Annotated in this window: 11 protein-coding genes; 5 read left to right on the top strand and 6 right to left on the bottom strand. The window is 66.3% G+C overall.

Going from position 1 to position 17331, the window contains the following annotated elements; translation table 11 throughout:
* Window position 1: 1 nt before the first annotated feature.
* From LC060_RS03850 to LC060_RS03860, 3 genes are all read right to left on the bottom strand, one after another.
* On the bottom strand, window positions 2–1066 hold the full coding sequence (locus tag LC060_RS03850; RefSeq protein WP_226632863.1) for an HlyD family secretion protein: 1065 nt from the start codon (window positions 1064–1066) through the stop codon (window positions 2–4).
* Window positions 1063–2745 carry an ABC transporter ATP-binding protein gene (locus LC060_RS03855; RefSeq protein ID WP_226632865.1) on the bottom strand — a complete coding sequence of 561 codons (1683 nt, stop codon included), beginning with the start codon at window positions 2743–2745 and terminating at the stop codon, window positions 1063–1065. Before LC060_RS03855 ends, LC060_RS03850 begins: the two co-directional genes overlap by 4 nt.
* Before the next feature lie 232 nt (window positions 2746–2977).
* Window positions 2978–5977 carry a TonB-dependent receptor domain-containing protein gene (locus LC060_RS03860; RefSeq protein ID WP_226632866.1) on the bottom strand — a complete coding sequence of 1000 codons (3000 nt, stop codon included), beginning with the start codon at window positions 5975–5977 and terminating at the stop codon, window positions 2978–2980.
* A gap of 164 nt (window positions 5978–6141) precedes the next feature.
* Between LC060_RS03860 and LC060_RS03865 the strand changes: the two genes are divergently transcribed.
* The 5 genes from LC060_RS03865 to LC060_RS03885 all read left to right on the top strand — a co-directional run bounded on the left by LC060_RS03865 (window position 6142) and on the right by LC060_RS03885 (window position 11916).
* A complete protein-coding gene (locus LC060_RS03865) occupies window positions 6142–7056 on the top strand; it encodes a LysR family transcriptional regulator (protein ID WP_226632868.1) in 915 nt (304 codons plus the stop codon).
* Between the two features lie 112 nt (window positions 7057–7168).
* Complete coding sequence (locus tag LC060_RS03870) at window positions 7169–8581, top strand: serine hydrolase domain-containing protein (RefSeq protein WP_226632869.1); 1413 nt, start codon at window positions 7169–7171, stop codon at window positions 8579–8581.
* Window positions 8578–10191, top strand: coding sequence for an N-acyl-D-amino-acid deacylase family protein (locus tag LC060_RS03875; protein WP_226632871.1), 1614 nt, complete (start codon window positions 8578–8580; stop codon window positions 10189–10191). The genes LC060_RS03870 and LC060_RS03875 overlap by 4 nt, the downstream gene beginning before the upstream one ends.
* 68 nt (window positions 10192–10259) lie before the next feature.
* Window positions 10260–11552 (top strand): FAD-dependent oxidoreductase, encoded by a 1293-nt coding sequence (locus tag LC060_RS03880; RefSeq protein WP_226632872.1) that lies wholly within the window; start codon window positions 10260–10262, stop codon window positions 11550–11552.
* Between the two features lie 16 nt (window positions 11553–11568).
* Window positions 11569–11916: a RidA family protein gene (locus LC060_RS03885; RefSeq protein ID WP_226632874.1), complete on the top strand. Its 348-nt coding sequence runs from the start codon at window positions 11569–11571 to the stop codon at window positions 11914–11916.
* Window positions 11917–12109: 193 nt separating this feature from the next.
* Here the strand turns inward: LC060_RS03885 and LC060_RS03890 are convergent, their stop codons facing one another.
* The 3 genes from LC060_RS03890 to LC060_RS03900 form a co-directional block, all read right to left on the bottom strand.
* Entirely contained in the window at window positions 12110–13348 is a 1239-nt protein-coding gene (locus LC060_RS03890) for a dicarboxylate/amino acid:cation symporter (protein WP_226632876.1), read from the bottom strand.
* A gap of 208 nt (window positions 13349–13556) precedes the next feature.
* Window positions 13557–15746, bottom strand: coding sequence for a TonB-dependent receptor (locus LC060_RS03895; protein ID WP_226632878.1), 2190 nt, complete (start codon window positions 15744–15746; stop codon window positions 13557–13559).
* Between the two features lie 127 nt (window positions 15747–15873).
* Window positions 15874–17175 carry an aminotransferase class III-fold pyridoxal phosphate-dependent enzyme gene (locus tag LC060_RS03900; protein ID WP_226632880.1) on the bottom strand — a complete coding sequence of 434 codons (1302 nt, stop codon included), beginning with the start codon at window positions 17173–17175 and terminating at the stop codon, window positions 15874–15876.
* Between the last annotated feature and the right edge of the window lie 156 nt (window positions 17176–17331).

Genomic DNA, 17331 nt, shown 5'->3' on the forward strand with positions numbered 1-17331 from the left:
ATCACTTCTTGTCGCTGCTCTCGGCGGAGGCCTTGGGCGCCGCCGCGTAGGGCACGGCCTCCTTCTCCTGCCCGAAGTTGAGCGGGAAGTCGTTGACCTGGCGCCACAGCTCGTAGCCCACCGTCACGCGGTCGCCCTGGACCCAGCCCAGGACCTTGCTGCCCTGACGCACGAAGCGCCGGTCAGGCCAGGCGGGTGCGTCGGGCAGGGGCTCAACCAGCACGCGGAACAGGCCGTCACCACGCGGGGTGGGGTCGACCGAGCGGACCTGACCGTCGTAGATGCCCAGCGCAAACCAGGGCCAGCCGCTGAACTGGATCACCGGGAAGCCCTCGAATTCAAGGCGGACACGGCGGCCCGGCTCGACCATCGGAATATCGCGCCCGTCGACATAGAGTTCGACCGCGCGCTCGATCTGTTCGGGCGCGATGGAGGCGAGGGTGGTGCCCGAGGAGATGAGTGCACCCAGCGCCTGGCCGTTCAGCTGCTGGATACGGCCGCTGCGCGGTGCGGGCACGACCTGCGCGGACTGGCGGTTGAGCTGGACCTCGATCTGCTTGAGCTTGGCACGCGCCTCGGCAAGCTTGGCCTCGGCGTCGGCAACCTTGATCTGGGTCTGCTCGAAATCGCGTCGTGCAGCCAGGCCTTCGTCGTAAAGCTGGCGGGTGCGGCGCACGTCGATCGAGGCGACCGCGCGTGACTGTTCGATGGCCTGGATCTGCGCCTCGACCTGCGCCTTTTCGGCGGAGAGGCGGGTGAGGTATTCGGGGTCGACATCGACCACGCGCACCACCGGGTCTCCGGCTTCGACGTAGTCGCCATCATGGACGAAGAACGTGTCGACCCGGCCGCTGACAAGCGAGGAGACCTGGCGCGGACGGTCGTCGGGGTCGAGCGCGGTGACCTGTCCGGGCCCCTGTGCGGTCTGCTGCCAGGGCACGAAGAGAATGGCGACGGAGAGGACGAGGCCCATCGCGATGAGCCAGGCGACAACCTTGACCACGCGCGGCGGCTTCAGGCTCGTCAGCGAGGGAAAGTGTGCGATCTGCGCCTTTTCGAGAGTCACGAGCGGACCTCCTGCGCGGCCACGTGGTGGGTCAGCCCCTGCCGTGTGTCGAAGCGCCTCTGCTCGTTCGCGCCCATCCAGTAGTAGGCGTCCGGCGTAATCGCCTCGGGGCGGCCGGTGAAGAAGAGCACGGTGGTCTCTTCCTTGCGCAGCGCCTCCAGCGAAGCCTTGAGCCGTTCGGTGGGCATCATGTCGTAAAGCTGGGAGAGGAGCAGGACACGCGGCGCGCTGAGCAGCGCGTTGGCGAGCTTGAGCTGCATCACCTCGACCGTGGTGAGCGGGGAGCCCGAACCGGCAAGCTGGGTGTCGAGGCCCTTGGGCAGGCTCGAGATACGGGTGCTCAGGCCGACGGTTTCGAGGACGCGCATCATCGCCGCGCCATCGATCCCCTGGGGTTGGGCGAGCGCGAGGTATTCGCGGATGGTGACCTCGACGATGCTCGAGCGGTTGAGCACGGTCACGGCCGAGCGCAGCAGGTACATGTCGAAAGTGCCCATCTCGCTGCCGCCAATGGAGATGAGGCCGCGTGCGGGGTGGGCGTGGCGCTTGAGCAGCATGGCGATGTGGTTTTCGACATCGGGCGCGGCGACGGCGATGACCTGCGCGCCAGCCTCCAGTGCGAAGTTGAGCTTCGTGCCCTGGATTTCCACGTTGCGCATCTGGACCGCGCCATCGCTCGGCGCGGTTCCGGAGCGGTCGATGCGCTCCTGGGGGATCGCGAAGATCAGCGAGAGTTCCTCTGAGCTCGCTACCAGATCGTAGAAAGTGTCGAGGTACCAGCCCAGCTGGTAGATGCCGTAGAAGACGCCCGAGAGGATCAGCTCGGCCGCGACCAGCTGGCCGATCGAAAGCTGCCCGGCGAGGATCAGGTTGCCGCCCATCGCCAGCAGCGCCGCGCCTGCGAAGGCGTAGACGAGGAAGAAGCCCAGCGTCTGCGCGAAGCTGTAGCGAAAGTACTTCTTGTGCGCGCGGATGTAGTCCGCGGTGACCGCCTCGGAGCGGTCCATCGCGAAGTTGAGGTGGCGTGCGGACTTGTAGAAGCCGTTCGAGGCGCCGACCGTCTCCAGCCAGTGCGCGGCGTTGTGCTTCGCGTGGCTGACGCCGACCGCGCCCGTGATCGCACCGCGCCGCCAGAGCAGCCAGATGCCGCCGCAGGCCAGCACCAGGACCAGGTTGAAGGCGAGGAAGAAGGGGTGGTAGAAGCTCGTCACCATCAGTCCTACCGCGCCCTGCAGGACGATGGTGAAGGCGCCGATCACAAGGCTGGGCACCGACTTCTGCACGATGGCCAGGTCGAAGTAGCGGTTGAACAGGTGGCCGCGGTTCTCATCGGCAAAGAACGGGTTCTGCGCGTGGACCGCGCGCACCGTGATCTCGGCGACGATGCGGGCAAAGATGCGCCGCTCGAAGATGGCGAGGAGGTAGATGCGCAAGGCGCTGAGGCCCGCCACGATCAGCAGCAGCGCGAACAGAACGCCCGAGAGAATCCACAAGGGCGCGACAAGCGCCGTGCGCGCCACGCTGTTGATGAGAAGCTGGACCGAGATCGGCGTCGCCAGCGAAAGCAGGCTGATCGCAACGGTGTATACAATCCCGACATTCACATAGCCCGAATCCGGGCCGACAATCTCCGAAAGCCACACTGCGGCCTGCCGGAACCCCAAACGCTCAGCTACCAAAATTCAATCCTCTTCGAGGGTCCGCATTTGGCGCGGAGTCTATCCGCGGCCCGCGATGAATCCAACCGGGAAAGAGGGGCAGCAAAAGAACATTACGTTCGGCAAGGAACCGGCAGTGGGCGCCGGGGCCGAGGGGATGCGGACAGCCGCCGGAAAGGTACACTTTCCGGCGGCTGTCTTTACCTGAGTGGGCGCAAGTTGCGCCCGGAAGGGCTCAGGCTGGAGCGCGTCTTCAGAAGCTCGCCTGGATCGAGGTGTAGAAGAAGCGGCCTTCCGCGCTCGCCAGGCTCGCATCGTAGCCATAGGTCGCATCGAGGAAGGGCGGCTTGGAATCGAGCAGGTTGCGCACGCCAAAGCGCACGCGGCTGCCCGAAAGGGCGCCCTCCTGGAAAGTGTGCTGGAGGTAGGCGTTCATGGTGAACCAGTCGTCGACCTTCCAGTACGCGTTGGTCTCGTCCTGCACGACGCCGGTGTCGTAGTAGGAGCCGACGTAGCGTCCGAACAGGCCTGCGGCCCAGCCGTCCTTCTTCCAGGTCAGCGTGCCCGAGGCCTGCCACTTGGGCCGCCCGTCGCGCTCGATGAGATCACCCACGGCCTCGAGCGGGACTTCGGCGCCCAGCACCGATTGGATCTGCTGCGCTTGGGGTGAAAGGCCCTGATACGCCTTGTCGAGATAGGAGGCGTTGAACTTGATGTCGAAGCTGCCGATCGGGGTCTCGGGCGGCTGATAGTAGAGCCCGAAGTCGATGCCCGCACTGGTGCGCGTGTCGAGGTTGGTGAAGATGTCGTCGATCTGGACCATTTCGCCCAGGGGATCGAGCCCGCTGCCCTGGTAGAAAGCGATGTCATCGGCGGTGGGATCGGCGCGGTGGACGCCCGAGAGGCCGCCATTTCCCTGAAGGCGCGAGACATAGTCGAGCGCGGCGATGTTCTCGGCGCCAAAGATGCCGACGAGGTTGCGCTGCTTGATGTGCCAGTAGTCGACCGTCAGGGTCCAGCGCGGGGCGGGTGTGAAGACCGCGCCGATCGAGTAGCTGGCGTTCTTCTCCGGCTTGAGCTGCGTGTTGCCGAAGCGGCGTTCTTCCACGCGGTCGTTGCCCGCGCACGCACCCAGGCTCGCGATGTCGCCCTTGTTCACGCTCGCCTGGCAGGCGTAGTAGTCGATCACCGTGCTGACGCGGGTGGTGACGTCGGTGTTGAGCTGTTCGAGGTTCGGCGCGCGGAAGCCCTCGGCATAGGAGCCGCGGATCTGCAGCTGGTCGAAGGGGTACCAGGATGCCGCGAACTTGGGGCGGAACACGCTGCCCACGTCCGAATAGTGCTCGAAGCGGCCTGCCAGCTGAAGGTTGAGCGCGCGCACCAGCGGCACGTCCATGTCGCGGCTGACGAGCGGCACGGCGAGTTCGGTGAAGGCCGAATAGACGTTGCGCGACCCGCTGGCATCGCCCGCCACGCTCGAGCCCATGATGTCGGACTGGTTGATCATCTCGCCGGTGACCGCATCGATGAAGTTGGTGGTTCCGTCGAGCCGGTCGTCGTAGTCCTCGCTGAAGCTGGTGCGGCGCCATTCCACGCCAAGCGCAATCCCGACATCACCGCCCGGAAGCGAGAGCAGGCTGCCGTTGGAGACCTTGAAGTCGGCAAGGGCCAGCGTGGTCTTGGCGTAGCGCGAAACGTCGACGAGGAAGCTATCGATGGTTTCGGGCGAATTGACGCTGGCATCGCCCCAGTTGGGATTGGCGAGGTTACCGCCGTTGAACGGGTTGTAACCGCTTGCATCGGTGCGGTTGAGCGCCTGGCTGAACAGCGTGTTGGAGATGCGGTCGAAGGTCACGTCCTTGGTCGTGGCCTCGGAATAGAGACCGGCGGTGTCCCAGTCCCAGTTGCCCCAGGCGCCGCGGAAGCCGCCCAGCAGGCGGAAGCTGTCGTTGTCGACCCGGATGTGGCGTAGCCCTGCATCGACCACGCGGTAGTTGGTCAGCGTGAGGTCGACGCCCTCTTCGGGAATGTCGAAACCCGACACGCGGTTGGGGTTGCCTGCGGCGCCCAGCGGGTTCCAGTAGGCATCGCGCGAGATGTTGAAGCGGGCCGAACTCAGGATCGAGCTCTCGCCGCGGTACTCATCGGTGCGCGCGCGGTAGTAGCTGAGTTCGGAATAGAACTCGAAGTCGCCGAAGTCGTGGGTGATGAAGGCAAACGCGTTGCCGCGCTTGATCCCCGGCGACATCGTGCGCGAGGAGTTGATGTCATAGCGCAGATCGCGCTGGAGGCTGCCATCGGCAATGCACAGACCGTCCGACAGGGCGCCGCTGCACCCGGACATGGAGCCGGGCTGGATGTGGAACACGCCGCCCGAACTGGTGAGGCCGGGCACCGCGTTGGCGGCGGTGAACTGGCCCCAGGGCGTGCTGCTGGAGCGGTTGTCGAAGCTGAGGTCGCCGGCAAAGGGTGTGTCGGCCACGAAACCGCGCCGGTCGCTGGCGCCCGCATAGTCAAGCTCGCTCGCCCAGACCTTGGTGGCCTCGTAGTAGCTGAGCGCGAGCGAGAGGTGGGTGCGCCCCTCGTTGAAGGTCCAGCCCCCCTGCAGGTCGGCGGAGTACTTCATCTTGTCGGTGTTCTCGGCAAAGCCCAGCTCGCCACCAACACGCAGGCCCTCGAAGCTGTCGTCGAGGACGGTGTTGATGACGCCTGCCACCGCGTCCGAACCGTAGATCGCCGAGGCGCCATCATGCAGCACTTCCATGCGCTTGATCCCGCGCACGGGCAGGGTGTTCATGTTGACGGTCGAAACCGGCACCGAATCCTCGGTCTGCGTGCCCGGGTGCTGGACTAGGCGTCGGCCGTTCAGGAGGACCAGCGTGTTGCCCGAACCGATCGAGCGCAGGTTCACCGAGGCCACGTCCCCGCGCGCCGAGTGAACGCCGCCCGAGACGGTGTCGGTGCCGTTGAAGTTCATCGTGCCGTTGGCGGGCAGGGCTTGCAGCAGGTCGGCCGCCGAGGTCGGTGCGATTGCGCTGATGTCGTCGTCGCTTACCACCGAGACCGGCAGTTCGCCCGCGGTCTTGAGGTTCTTGATCTGCGAGCCGACGACGACGATCTCGTTGGCGATGGCGTCGTCCGGGGCCGGTGCTGGCGCGGTGTCCTGCGCGTGGGCGGCCAGCGGAAGTGCGGCCAGGCAACTGGTGATGAGCAGGCTGGCGCGCAGCCGGTGTGAACGTGCAGACAAGAGCATGGTCTATCCCCCTGGATGTTGGTTCGGGTCAGGCCGTCCGTCAGCGCTGACACAAATCTGCAACGGTGATCCGGGATTCACCGGGGATGGTCCAATGATGGCTTTTCCTTAGGGTATAACCGTTGTCTATAAGAGCGGCGGTTGCCAGGAAAAGGAGGGCGGACATGCGCTTGCGTCACATCGAGATCTTCCACGCGGTCTACGAGCAGGGCTCGATCAGCGAGGCCGCGCGCGCGCTCAACGTCTCGCAGCCGTCTGTCAGCAAGGTCCTGCGCCATGCCGAGGACCAACTTGGTTACGAACTCTTCCAGCGTACCCGAGGGCGTCTGGTGGCGACCGAGGCGGCGCACGAGCTCTTCGCCGAAGTGGCCGAGGTCTATAGTCGGCTTGGGCGCCTGTCGCGCGCGGCGCGCAATATCGGCGCGCGCAAGGGCGGGCATCTGCGGGTCGCGGTGCTGCCCTCACTGGGGCTCGTCGTCGCGCCGCGTGCGGTGGCGCGCCTGCGCCGCACGAACCCGGACGTGACTTTCGAGATCACTACCCTCCACAGCCGCGAAGTGGAGCGCAGCCTGTTCGAGCGTGAGTGCGACGTTGCCATCGGTTACCGGGTCGTGCGGCAGGTCCCTTTGCGCCAGGTTCCCGTGGGAAATGCGGCACTTGTCGTAGTCGCGCCCAAGGGTGAGCTGGTGGGAGAGGCGGCGCCGGTGGCGATGGAAGTGCTCGACGGGCGGGACTTCATCGGCCTGCGCGACAGCGGGCCGCTGGCCGACCTTTTCGTCAACGAGCTGACCCGGCTCGAGATCGTGCCCAACGAGATCGTGACCTCGCACACCTACTACACCGCGCTTGCCCTTGTGCGCGAGGGGCAAGGGGTGACGGTGACCGACGCTTACACCGCCGCGGCGCTCAGCGCGCCGGACCTGACCTTTCATGCGCTGGCCCCTGATGTCCGCGCGCCGATCAACGCGATCACGCTGGAGGATCCGCCAGCTCTGGCCCTGATCGACCTCTTCGTGGAGGAGATGCGCGCGGTCATGGCCGAGGCGATGGAGGCAGCCCCTGCGGGTGTCGCCTTATAGACATGGGTTATGCCCCGGCCAAGAAGCCGACATTGCCTTGGCAGCAACGAGGCGGCACACCATCGGCGTGCCCTCGCCAGACCCGCTATACCTGCCTGTAAAAGGTGTTGATGTGACTGCCCTTCGTTCGCCCCGTTCCCGCTTCGCCGCGCTCGCACACGTGACCTGTGCGGCTCTGGCGCTGCTGGGGGCAGATAGCGCGGCAGCTGAGCCGCAGGGGGAGGCCGCGATCCGCGCCGTCCTTTCCGGCGGAGCCGAAGCGGCGGGAGGCGCGCAGCCGGGATGCGTGTTCGGTGCCTTTGAAAAGGGCCGCATGGTCCGCCTTGTCACGCAGGGGGAGGCCGATCTGTCCACGCATCGCGCACTCGATGCCGACACGCTCTTCTATGGCGCTTCGCTCAGCAAGCAGTTCACCGCGCTCGCCGCCGCTACGCTGGTTGTGGACGGCAAACTGGCGCTGGAGGATGACGTGCGCCGGTATCTGCCCGAACTGCCGGCCTATGCGCATCCGGTAAGCGTGGGCATGCTGATGCACCACACCTCGGGCATCCGCGACTTCCTCTCGCTGCTGCGCCTCGCGGGGATGGAAGATGTCGGCAAGGCGAGCCGCGCACAGGCGCTCGACCTGCTCTTTCGCCAACAGGATACGGCCTTTGCGCCGGGCAGCGCCTATAGCTATTCGAACGGGGGGTACCTGCTCCTTGCCGAGATCGTAGCTCGCGTCTCAGGACAATCCTTTGCCGACTATGCGCGTGAGGCGATCTTCCGCCCGGCGGGCATGCCCAACGCCTATTTCCTCGACAACGCGAACCCTGTGGCGGGGACCTTTGCCCACGGCTATCTGCCTGAGGGCGATCGCTTCGTCGTGCGTGATACCTTCCCGCGCTTTTCGGGCTCGGGCGGGCTGATGCTTTCGATGGCCGACCTGGCCGCGTGGGAGCGCGAAGTCGCGCAAGGTGGCGCTGTCTGGACACCCGCAGTCGCCGAAATTCTCCTGACGCCGGGGCGACTGGTCGATGGCCGGGTGATCGATGATGGCAAGGGTCTGGCCTATGGCGGCGGCCTGCATATCGGGCGCAAGGGCGGCGAGCGGATCGTGACGCATGGCGGCTCGGCGCAGGCTTTCAAGCACGCCTATCTGCGCCTTCCCGACCGCGGGCAGTCCTTTGCGCTCCTGTGCAACCGGGGCGACTGGAAGGCGAGCGCAACGCTGGAAAAGGCGCTGGATGCGGCGGATGTGCGCCGCCCTGGCATGCCCGAAATGCCCGCATCGGGCACCTACCATTCCGAGGAACTGAACGCCGACTACACGCTGGCACGCGAGGGGGAGGGGCTTGCCGTCACCATCGCCTCGCCGCTGGTGGAGAGCCCGCGCGTACTGCATTTTGCGCCCGAGGATGACGGCGTGTTCCATGCAGGTCCGATGCGGCTCGCCCCGACCCGGGACCCGGCGCGCCTGACCCTCAGCCGGGGGCGTTCGGGCGAACTCGTGCTGCTGCGCGGCGATGAAAGGAAGACGCGATGAAGACACGCTCGCTGCGTAAAGCCACGCTTGGCCTGCTGGCAGGTGCCGCCGCGCTTGCACCGCTCGCCGCCAATGGGGAAGGGCACGAGCCGGATGGCACCCTGACCGTGATCCGGGGCGGGACGATCTACGATGGCGCTTCCATATCGCCCGTGACAGGTGACGTGGTGCTGCGCGGCGATGCCATCGTCTATGTCGGCCCGGCGCGCAGGCTGCCCGAAGGTGCCCGCGTCATCGATGCCACGGGCAAGATCGTGGCGCCCGGTTTCATCGATCCGCACACCCACGCCCAGCGTTTCCTGGAAAGTGCGGGGGGCGAGGGGCGTCTCAACCTGCCCTGGCTGATGCAGGGCGTGACGACGATCTTCACAGGCGTCGACGGGGGCGGTACGCCCGAGGTGAAGGCCTTCCTCGACGATGTCGAGGCGCGCACCTTCGGCACCAATGTCGCGGCTTACGTGGGCTTTGGTCCGGTGCGCCGCGCGGTGCTGGATAATGATGCGCGCGCGCCCACGGGCGAGGAACTGGATCGCATGAAGGCGCTCGTCGCCAAGGGCATGTGCGAGGGAGCGCTCGGCCTTTCGACGGGGCTGTTCTATGCGCCGCAAAGCTTCTCGAAGACCGGCGAAGTGACCTCGCTGGCCCGCGAGGCGGCAAAGCGCGGCGGGATCTACGACACCCACCAGCGCGATGAGGCCACCTATACCATCGGCATCGAAAAGTCGGTCGAGGAGGCCATCACCATCGGGCGCGAGGCGGGGCTGCCGGTTCACTTCGCCCACATCAAGGTGCTGGGCGTCGACGTTCACGGGACCTCCGGCGCGATCATCGCGCAGATCGAGAAGGCGCGCGCACAGGGCCAGAACGTGACCGCGGATCAATACCCCTGGGAAGCCTCGGGGACGAGCCTGCAAGCCTCGCTCCTGCCGGGCTGGGCGCAGGACGGCGGGCGCGAAGCACTGCTAAGGCGCCTCGATGATCCGGCAACGCTGGGGCGGATCAAGGCGGAGATGACCGAAAACATGCGCCGCCGAGGCGGCCCGCACGCGCTGCTGCTCACCCATCCCGGCCACGAATGGACCGCGATGCGTCTCGATGAGATCGCGGCGCGCTGGGAGCTGGACCCGCTCGACGCTGCAGTGCGCATCATCCGTGACGGGGACCGCTCGGGCAAGCTTGTCTCCTTCAACATGGCGGAACGCGACATCGCCGCCTTCATGCGCCAGCCCTGGGTCGTCACCAGTTCGGACGGCTCGGAAGGCCACCCGCGCATGTACGCGAACTTCCCGCAGAAATACGCCAAGTACGTGAAGGCCGAGCACGTGATCGATCTCGCCACTTTCATCAATTCAAGCACGGGCCGCACCGCCGACATGTTTGGCCTCGCCGATCGGGGGCATCTGAAAGCAGGGTACAAGGCGGACGTCGTGGTCTTCGATCCGCAAGGCTACCGGCCGGTTGCGACCTACGTTTCGCCGCGCGAGCTGACGGTGGGCGTCGATGCGCTCTTCGTGAATGGCCAGCAGGCGATCCGCGAGGGCAAGCCGACGGGAATCGCGGCGGGCAAGGCCCTGCGCCACGCGCCGACACCGGGCACGTGCCCGGCCTGAGCCACGCTCTGCGCAGGACGCGCGGCCAGGCCCTAGCCGGGGCCGAATACGATAGGACGAGGAACGAGATGGACCATTCGCGATCCGCGAAGGGAGAGACGCGTGCGCGCGCTGCGAAGGCGCGGCAAGATGACGCGCCGGTCGATGTGGCCGTGCTCGGCGCGGGCGTCGTGGGGCTGTGCACGGCCTACGCGCTGGCGCGGCGCGGGCTTCGTGTGGCCTTGGTCGAGCGTGCAGGCGAGCCGGGGCGGGGAACCTCCTTTGCCAATGGCGCGCAGCTCAGCTTTGCCTATACCGACGCGCTGGCGCAGCCCTCGCTCTGGCGCAAGCTGCCGGGCATGCTGGCCGGGCTTGACCCTGCGTTTCGCGTACGCCCCTCATTCGATCCCGAGTTCCTGCGTTGGGGCCTCGCGTTCCTGCGCAACTGCACCGGGGCGCGGTTTTCCCGGAAGACCTGGGCGGCGCTGGAACTGGGCGTGGAATCGCAGGTCGCCCTTGCCGAGCTGCGCGCGCGCCACCCCTTCGCCTTCCATCACGTGCGTCCCGGCAAGATGCACCTGTTCCGTGATGGCGCGGCGCTGGCGCGGGCCGAAGAGGTGTCGCACATGAAGCGCGAGGCTGGCTTTGAACAGCATGTCGTCGGGGCCGCGCAGGCCCGAGAGATCGAACCCGCGCTCACCGAGGCGGGAGATTTCGTCGGCGCGCTCTGGACGCCGGAGGAGGAAGTGGGGGATCCCTATCTTTTCTGCCGAGGCCTGCTGGAGGTGCTGACGCGCGACCACGGCGTCACCGCGCAGTTCGACTTTACCGCCGGTACGCCGATGGTGTCGCCCGACGGCGTGACGATCCCCGAGAGGGGCTCGCCGCGAACTATCCGGGCGCGCCGCATGGTGGTGTGCCTGGGCATCGATGCGCCCGCCTATCTTGCCCCGCTCGGCATTCGCGCGGCGATCCAGCCGATGAAGGGCTACAGTTTTACCGCCCCGCTCGGTGCCCATGCTCCGCACGTCAGCCTCACCGATACCGCACGCAAGATCGTGTTCTGCCGTCTGGGCGAGACCATGCGGATTGCCGGTTTGGCCGAACTCGGCGTGCACGACACGGCGGTCGATCCGGCGCGCCTGCGGGCGCTGGTCGAGGGCGCGCGCGCAGGGCTCCCCCAGGCCGCGCGCTACGACGAGGTCGCAGGGGGCTGGGCAGGCCTGCGCCCGATGCGCCCGGACAGCGTGCCCGAAGTGCGGCGCGCGGGCGAGCGGATATTCCTCAATATCGGGCACGGCATGCTGGGCTGGACCTTTGCGGCGGGCTGCGGCGAGCGGGTCGCCGAGCAGGTGCTGGCCGCAAACCGCGAGATACATTGAAAGAAGGACTTTTCCCATGACCACGCCGCCCCGTCCCCCGCTCAGCCGCTTTCGCCGCGCGGGCGATCTCGTCTTCACCTCGGGCCAACTGCCTCGCGGCGCCGATGGCGTGATCGTGCCCGGCGACATCACCGTCCAGACGCGCCAGGCGCTGGCGAACCTGGAGGCCGTGCTCGCCGAGGCGGGTGCGCGGCTCGATCAGGTCGTCAAGGTGACCGCCTGGCTGACCGATGCGGCGCACATGGCCGGCTTCAACGCGGTCTACCGTGAGGTCTTCGGCGAACCGTTTCCCGCCCGATCCACCGTCATCAGCGGCCTTGTCGCCGGGGATGTCGAGATCGAGGCGGTGGCCTGCCTGGCGTGACCCCACCCACCCCCAGACCGGGCAGGTCATAGAAGAAGAGGCGCTGCGTCCACGGGGATGCAGCGCCTCTTTTTCTGAAGGGGGGTAAGAGAGAGAATCCGAGGGCCATTGCCCTCGGGCTCCCCGAACTGTCGACCTCACCTTTCGCGCGCCGCCTTGGTTGGGGAAGGTGAGGTCACCCGGTTTTTCTGCTTCAGACGTCATCGGCCGAGATGTATTCCTCGACGTCGATCTCGCCCGCCATGCGGCCGACTGCCACCGCAACGGTGGCATCGCCGGTGACGTTCGTCATCGTGCGCGCCATGTCGAGGAGGTGGTTGATCCCTGCGACGAAGGCGATGGTTTCCAGCGGTACGCCGATGGAGGAAAGAACCAGGCTCATCATCACGAGCCCCGAGCCCGGCACGCCCGCAGCACCGATCGCGCCGAGCGTCGAGGTAAGGGCGATCATCACGTAGGAGAACCAGCTCAGTTCGATGCCGTAGGCCTGCGCGCCGAACAGCGCGATGACGCCCAGGTACATCGCGGTGCCGTTCATGTTGATCGTCGCGCCCAGCGCCACGGTGAAGCTGGCGATGGAGTTGGAAACGCCGAGGTTCCGCTCGACGCAGCGCAGCGTGACGGGGAGCGCGGCGTTGGAGGAGGCGGTGGAGAAGGCAACGGCCTGCGCATCGATGATGCCACGATAGAAATCGCGCACGGGGAGGCGCGCGATGCTCTTGAGGATCAGCGGGTAGACGATGCCTAGGATGATCGCGCAGCCCAGGTAATTGAGCCCGACCAGCTTGGAGAGCGGCACCAGCGCCTCGAAGCCGAAGGTGCCCGCGACCCAGGCGATCAGCGCGAAGACGCCCAGCGGCGTCAGCTCCATCACGAAGATGGTCATGTTCTGCATGACGACCGAGCCCGCGTTCATCGCCCTGGCGAGCGGCTTGCCCTCCTCGCCCGAGACGAGAATGGCCATACCGAACAGCACCGAGAAGACGATGACGGGCAGGATCGAGCCCTGCGCCATGGCCATGATCGGGTTTTCGGGCACGAGCCCCACGATCATCGCGATGAGCGACTGGTCGGGCGCTTCGGGCACCGCGCTGCCTGCGGGAAGGGCAATGGACAGCCCCTCGCCCGGCTGGGCCAGCGTGGCGAGCCCCATGCCCAGCGAGACCGAGATGAGCGCGGTGCTCATGAAGAGGAGGAGCGCGCGTCCCCCCACCTTGCCCAGGCGCCCGATGTCGCCCACCGCGGTGATCCCGGAGACCAGCGAGAAGAAGATGAGCGGCACCACCAGCATCTTGATCGCGCGGATGAAGAGATCGCCGATCCAGCGGATCGCGTTCGCCTGCTCGCCCAGCACAAGGCCTGCCGCGATGCCCAGGACAAGGGCGGCGAGCACGCGTTTCCAGAGCGGGGTCTTGAACCAGGCTTTCAGCATCGGGCGGGGGCATCCTTGTAGGTCTGCAGGAGGAAGCGGAGGGGATACCAGAAGGCGGCCAGGGCCGTGCTGCCAAGACTTGGGCAGCCCATAACCCATGTCTATCAACGCCTTTCTGCGCGTCGGGCGAAGATGTCCAGACGCAACAGACCCCGCATGTCGCAGCGGACATGCGGGGTCTGGGGTTGGGACGGCGGAAGGGTGCGGATCAGTAGTCGATGCTGAAGCGCACGCCGTAGCTGACCGGACGCGCGGGCTGGGCGATGTCCGCGCTGGTGAAGTAGTTGCGGGTGAGGTCGTACTCTTCGTTGAAGATGTTGCGGCCCCACAGGCTGAGCGTCCAGGGCCCGCTGCTGGGTGCCAGCTGCACTTCGGCGTTGACCACGAAGTAGGCCGCGATGTCGAAGGTCTCACCCAGCCACGAGGGGTATTCCTCGCGGAAGGAGTAGGTCGCCGATGGGGTCAGCGTGTAGTCGCCCATCGGGATCGCGTAGCGCATCGAGCCGCCCAGCGAGAGGTTGGGGAAGGGGATGTCGGTGTGCGCGCGGTCGGTGTAGACGGCTTCGCCCACCAGGTTCGAAGCGGGCACGTCGAGATCGAAGAACTCGAGGTAGCGTCCTTTCTTGTAGCCCACGTATTGCGTGACGGTAACGCCCTCAATGGGGGTCACGACCACTTCAAGCTCGGTGCCCCAGATGCTCGACTTGGGCGCGTTGGCAAAGCGTCCGACCGCGCCGTTGTCGCCCCAGACCGCCGAGAGCACCTGCTGGTCGCGGTAGTCGTAGTAGAAGAACGAGCCGTTGATCTGGAAGGTGCGCGAGGGGTTGGCCTTGAAGCCGACCTCGTAGGCGTAAAGCGTCTCGGGCGCGAAGGGCTCGATGCCGCTCTCGTTGCCGGTGTTGTACGTGGTGAAACCGCCCGACTTGGTGCCCTTGCTGGCCGAGGCGTAGAGCAGCAGGTCGTCGCTCGGCGTGAATTCGAAGGCCAGCTTGCCGGTCAGCGGCTTCATCGAGGTGGTGACGTCGGTCGGCGGGAGGGCCTGCGCCCCGCCGAAGGCCGAACCGAAGCCCTGAAGCTGGCGCTTCTCATACTCGTAGCGAAGCCCGGCGATGGCCTTGAAGCGCGGCGAGAAGGCGTATTCGAGCTGGCCGAAGCCGCTGATCGATTCCACCTTCTGCGCATAGTTCACGCGGGCGTAGGTGCCGTAGACATCGACGAAGTCGGAGTAGTAGCGCTCGTCGAGGTTCTGCTGCGAATAGTAGGCGCCCACCACCCAGGTCAGCGGACCGGGTTGCGAATTGCTGAGGCGGACTTCCTGCGCGAACACGTCGACGTCGCTGCCGAAGAAGGTGTCCGCTTCAACGGAGGCGGAGGAGTCCCAGTCGCCGAACTGTTCGCGGTGAAGCCAGTCGTAGGCGGTCACGCTGGTCAGCGTCACGCTGCCAAAGTCGTAGGAGAGATTGCCTGAAACGCCCCAGGTCTCGTTGTCGACGCCCGGCACGTCGCCCACCGAAAGTTCGGTGTCCGCCAGGAGCTGGGGCGAGAGGCCCCAGCCGGTCGCGAAGCGGTCGGTGTCGGCGGGAATGACTGGCCCCGCACCTGCCTGCGTGGGCAGGTCATTGAGGAGATAGAGGCCGATGGCGTCGGACTTGTCGCGCCCGTAGTGGAAGTCGAGCAGGCCTGAAAAGCCGCTGCCCACCGGCTCGATGGCGAGCAGCGCGCGGCCTGCCCAGCGGTTGGCATCGCCGATCTCTTCGCCGGTATCGCGGTTGTACTGGTAGGCGCCGCCCTGCTGCGTGGCGCCAGAGACGCGCAGGTTGATGCCGTCTGTGAGCGGGCCCGAGACGAAGGCCTCGCCGCGCAGGGCATCGAAGCGGCCATATTCGACCATGCCGCCCGCGGTGAAGTGGTCGGTCGGCTTGTTGGTGGTGAAGTTGACCGCGCCGCCCGTGGTGTTGCGTCCGTAGAGCGTGCCCTGAGGCCCGCGCAGAACCTCGACCCGCGCGACGTCGAAGATGAGCCCCTGCGTCATCACCGGCACCGGGTAGGCGACTTCGTTGACGTAGACGCCGACGGTGGGCGAGTTATTCGAGGCGTAGTCCTGGAAGCCCACGCCGCGCAGGCGAAATTGCGCCGCGCCGCCGCCGAAGGCGGGCTCGATCTCGAGGCTGGGCGTCGCGTCCTGCAGCTGGTTGACGTTGGTGACGCCGCGCTGTTCCAGTTCATCGCTGCCGATGACGCTGAGCGCGATCCCTACGTCCTGCGCGTTCTGTTCACGCCGCTGCGCGGTCACGACGATGCTGCCGTCCCCGTTCTCGGATACCTGTGCATAGGCGGGCGCGCAGAGCGTGGCAGCCACGATCGCGCCGATTGCCGTCCGACCCAAATACGTCTTCATGTCAGCTCCCTTGTATTTGGTGAACGCATGATTGCGTTTCCCCCCCGTTTCAGGCCTCTCCCAAGAGCCTTCGACCGCAACCCTCTGTCTCGCGGTCGGACGCCATAGTGCTGTTTTCGCTTTTTTATCAGTGAATTTTCGCCAGCGTGTCGGCGATGGTGACCGCGATCCGTTCGAAGTGATCGGGCGTGGCGATGAGCGGCGGCGACAGCGCGACGATGTCGCCTGTCACCCGGATCAGGACACCGGCGTCGAAGCAGGCGTGGAACAGTTCCATCGCCCGCGCGCCGGGTGCGCCCTCGCGCGGGACCAGTTCGATCCCGGCCACCATCCCCAGGTTGCGAACGTCGATCACGTGGCGCGCATCGGCCAGGGCGTGGAAGATGTCCTCGAAGATGCCTTCGAGCGAGGCGGCGCGCTCGAACAGGCCTTCGCCCTCGTAGACATCGAGCGAGGCAAGCGCGGCGGCGGCGGCCAGCGGATGGCCGGAATAGGTGTAGCCGTGGAAGAACTCGATCCCCGGCGCCGCGGCCTGGGTGACCGCCTCGTAGATGTCCTGGCGCACAGCGGTGCAGCCCATCGGGACCGCTCCATTGGTGAGGCCCTTGGCCGTGGTGATAATGTCAGGAGTGACACCGAAGCGCTGCGAGGCCGTGGCCGCGCCCAGACGCCCGAAGCCGGTGATCACCTCGTCGAAGATGAGGAGGATGCCGTGCTCCTGCGTGATCGCGCGCAGGCGTTCGAGATAGCCTTTGGGGGGCACAAGGACCCCGGCCGAGCCTGACATCGGCTCGACCATGACCGCCGCGATGGTCTCGGCGCCGAACTCCTCGATGAAGCCGAGCAATTCATCGGCGAGGTCGGCGCCTGTGTCCGGCTGGCCGCGCGTGAAGGCGTTGTTGGCGATGTCGAGCGTTGCGGAAAGGTGGCTGAAGCCGGGAAGCAGCGGAAAGCCGCGCGCGTTGTTGGGCAGGCCGCCCACCGAAATGCCGCCAAAGCCCACGCCGTGGTAGCCGCGCTGACGTCCGATGATGCGCTTGCGCGCCGGTTCGCCGCGCGCTTCATGGTAGGCGTAGGCGATCTTCAGCGCCGTATCACCTGCCTCCGAGCCCGAGTTTCCGAAGAAGAAGCGGTTGATGCCCTTGGGAAAGATCGTCTCCAGCCGCTGTGCGAGCTGGAACACCTTGGGGTGGCCGAGCTGGAAGGTCGGCGCAAAGTCGAGCTCTTCGGCCTGTTCGCGGATGGCCGCGACAATCGGGCCGCGCGCGTGCCCGGCATTGACGCACCACAGGCCCGAGGTGCCATCGAGGATCTCGTTGCCCTTGGCATCGCGGTAATGGCAGCCGCTGGCCGAGGCGAGCAGCCGCGGCGTCGCCTTGAAGCCGCGGTTGTCGGTGAAGGGCATCCAGAAATTCGCGAGGTCGTCCACAGAACTGGCATCCTATGCTTGAGCAATTGATGACAGAGTGATGGCAATTGCGGCATTGCGACAAGTCTATTTCTTGCGTCGCAAAAAACATGCGGCAATGCACCGCAAAATAGACTTTTCTGCAATTTGGCGATCAGCATATTGAGCAAGTTGCAT

Origin of the sequence: Novosphingobium profundi, assembly GCF_020524485.1 — a bacterium.
Lineage (GTDB): Bacteria > Pseudomonadota > Alphaproteobacteria > Sphingomonadales > Sphingomonadaceae > Novosphingobium > Novosphingobium profundi_A.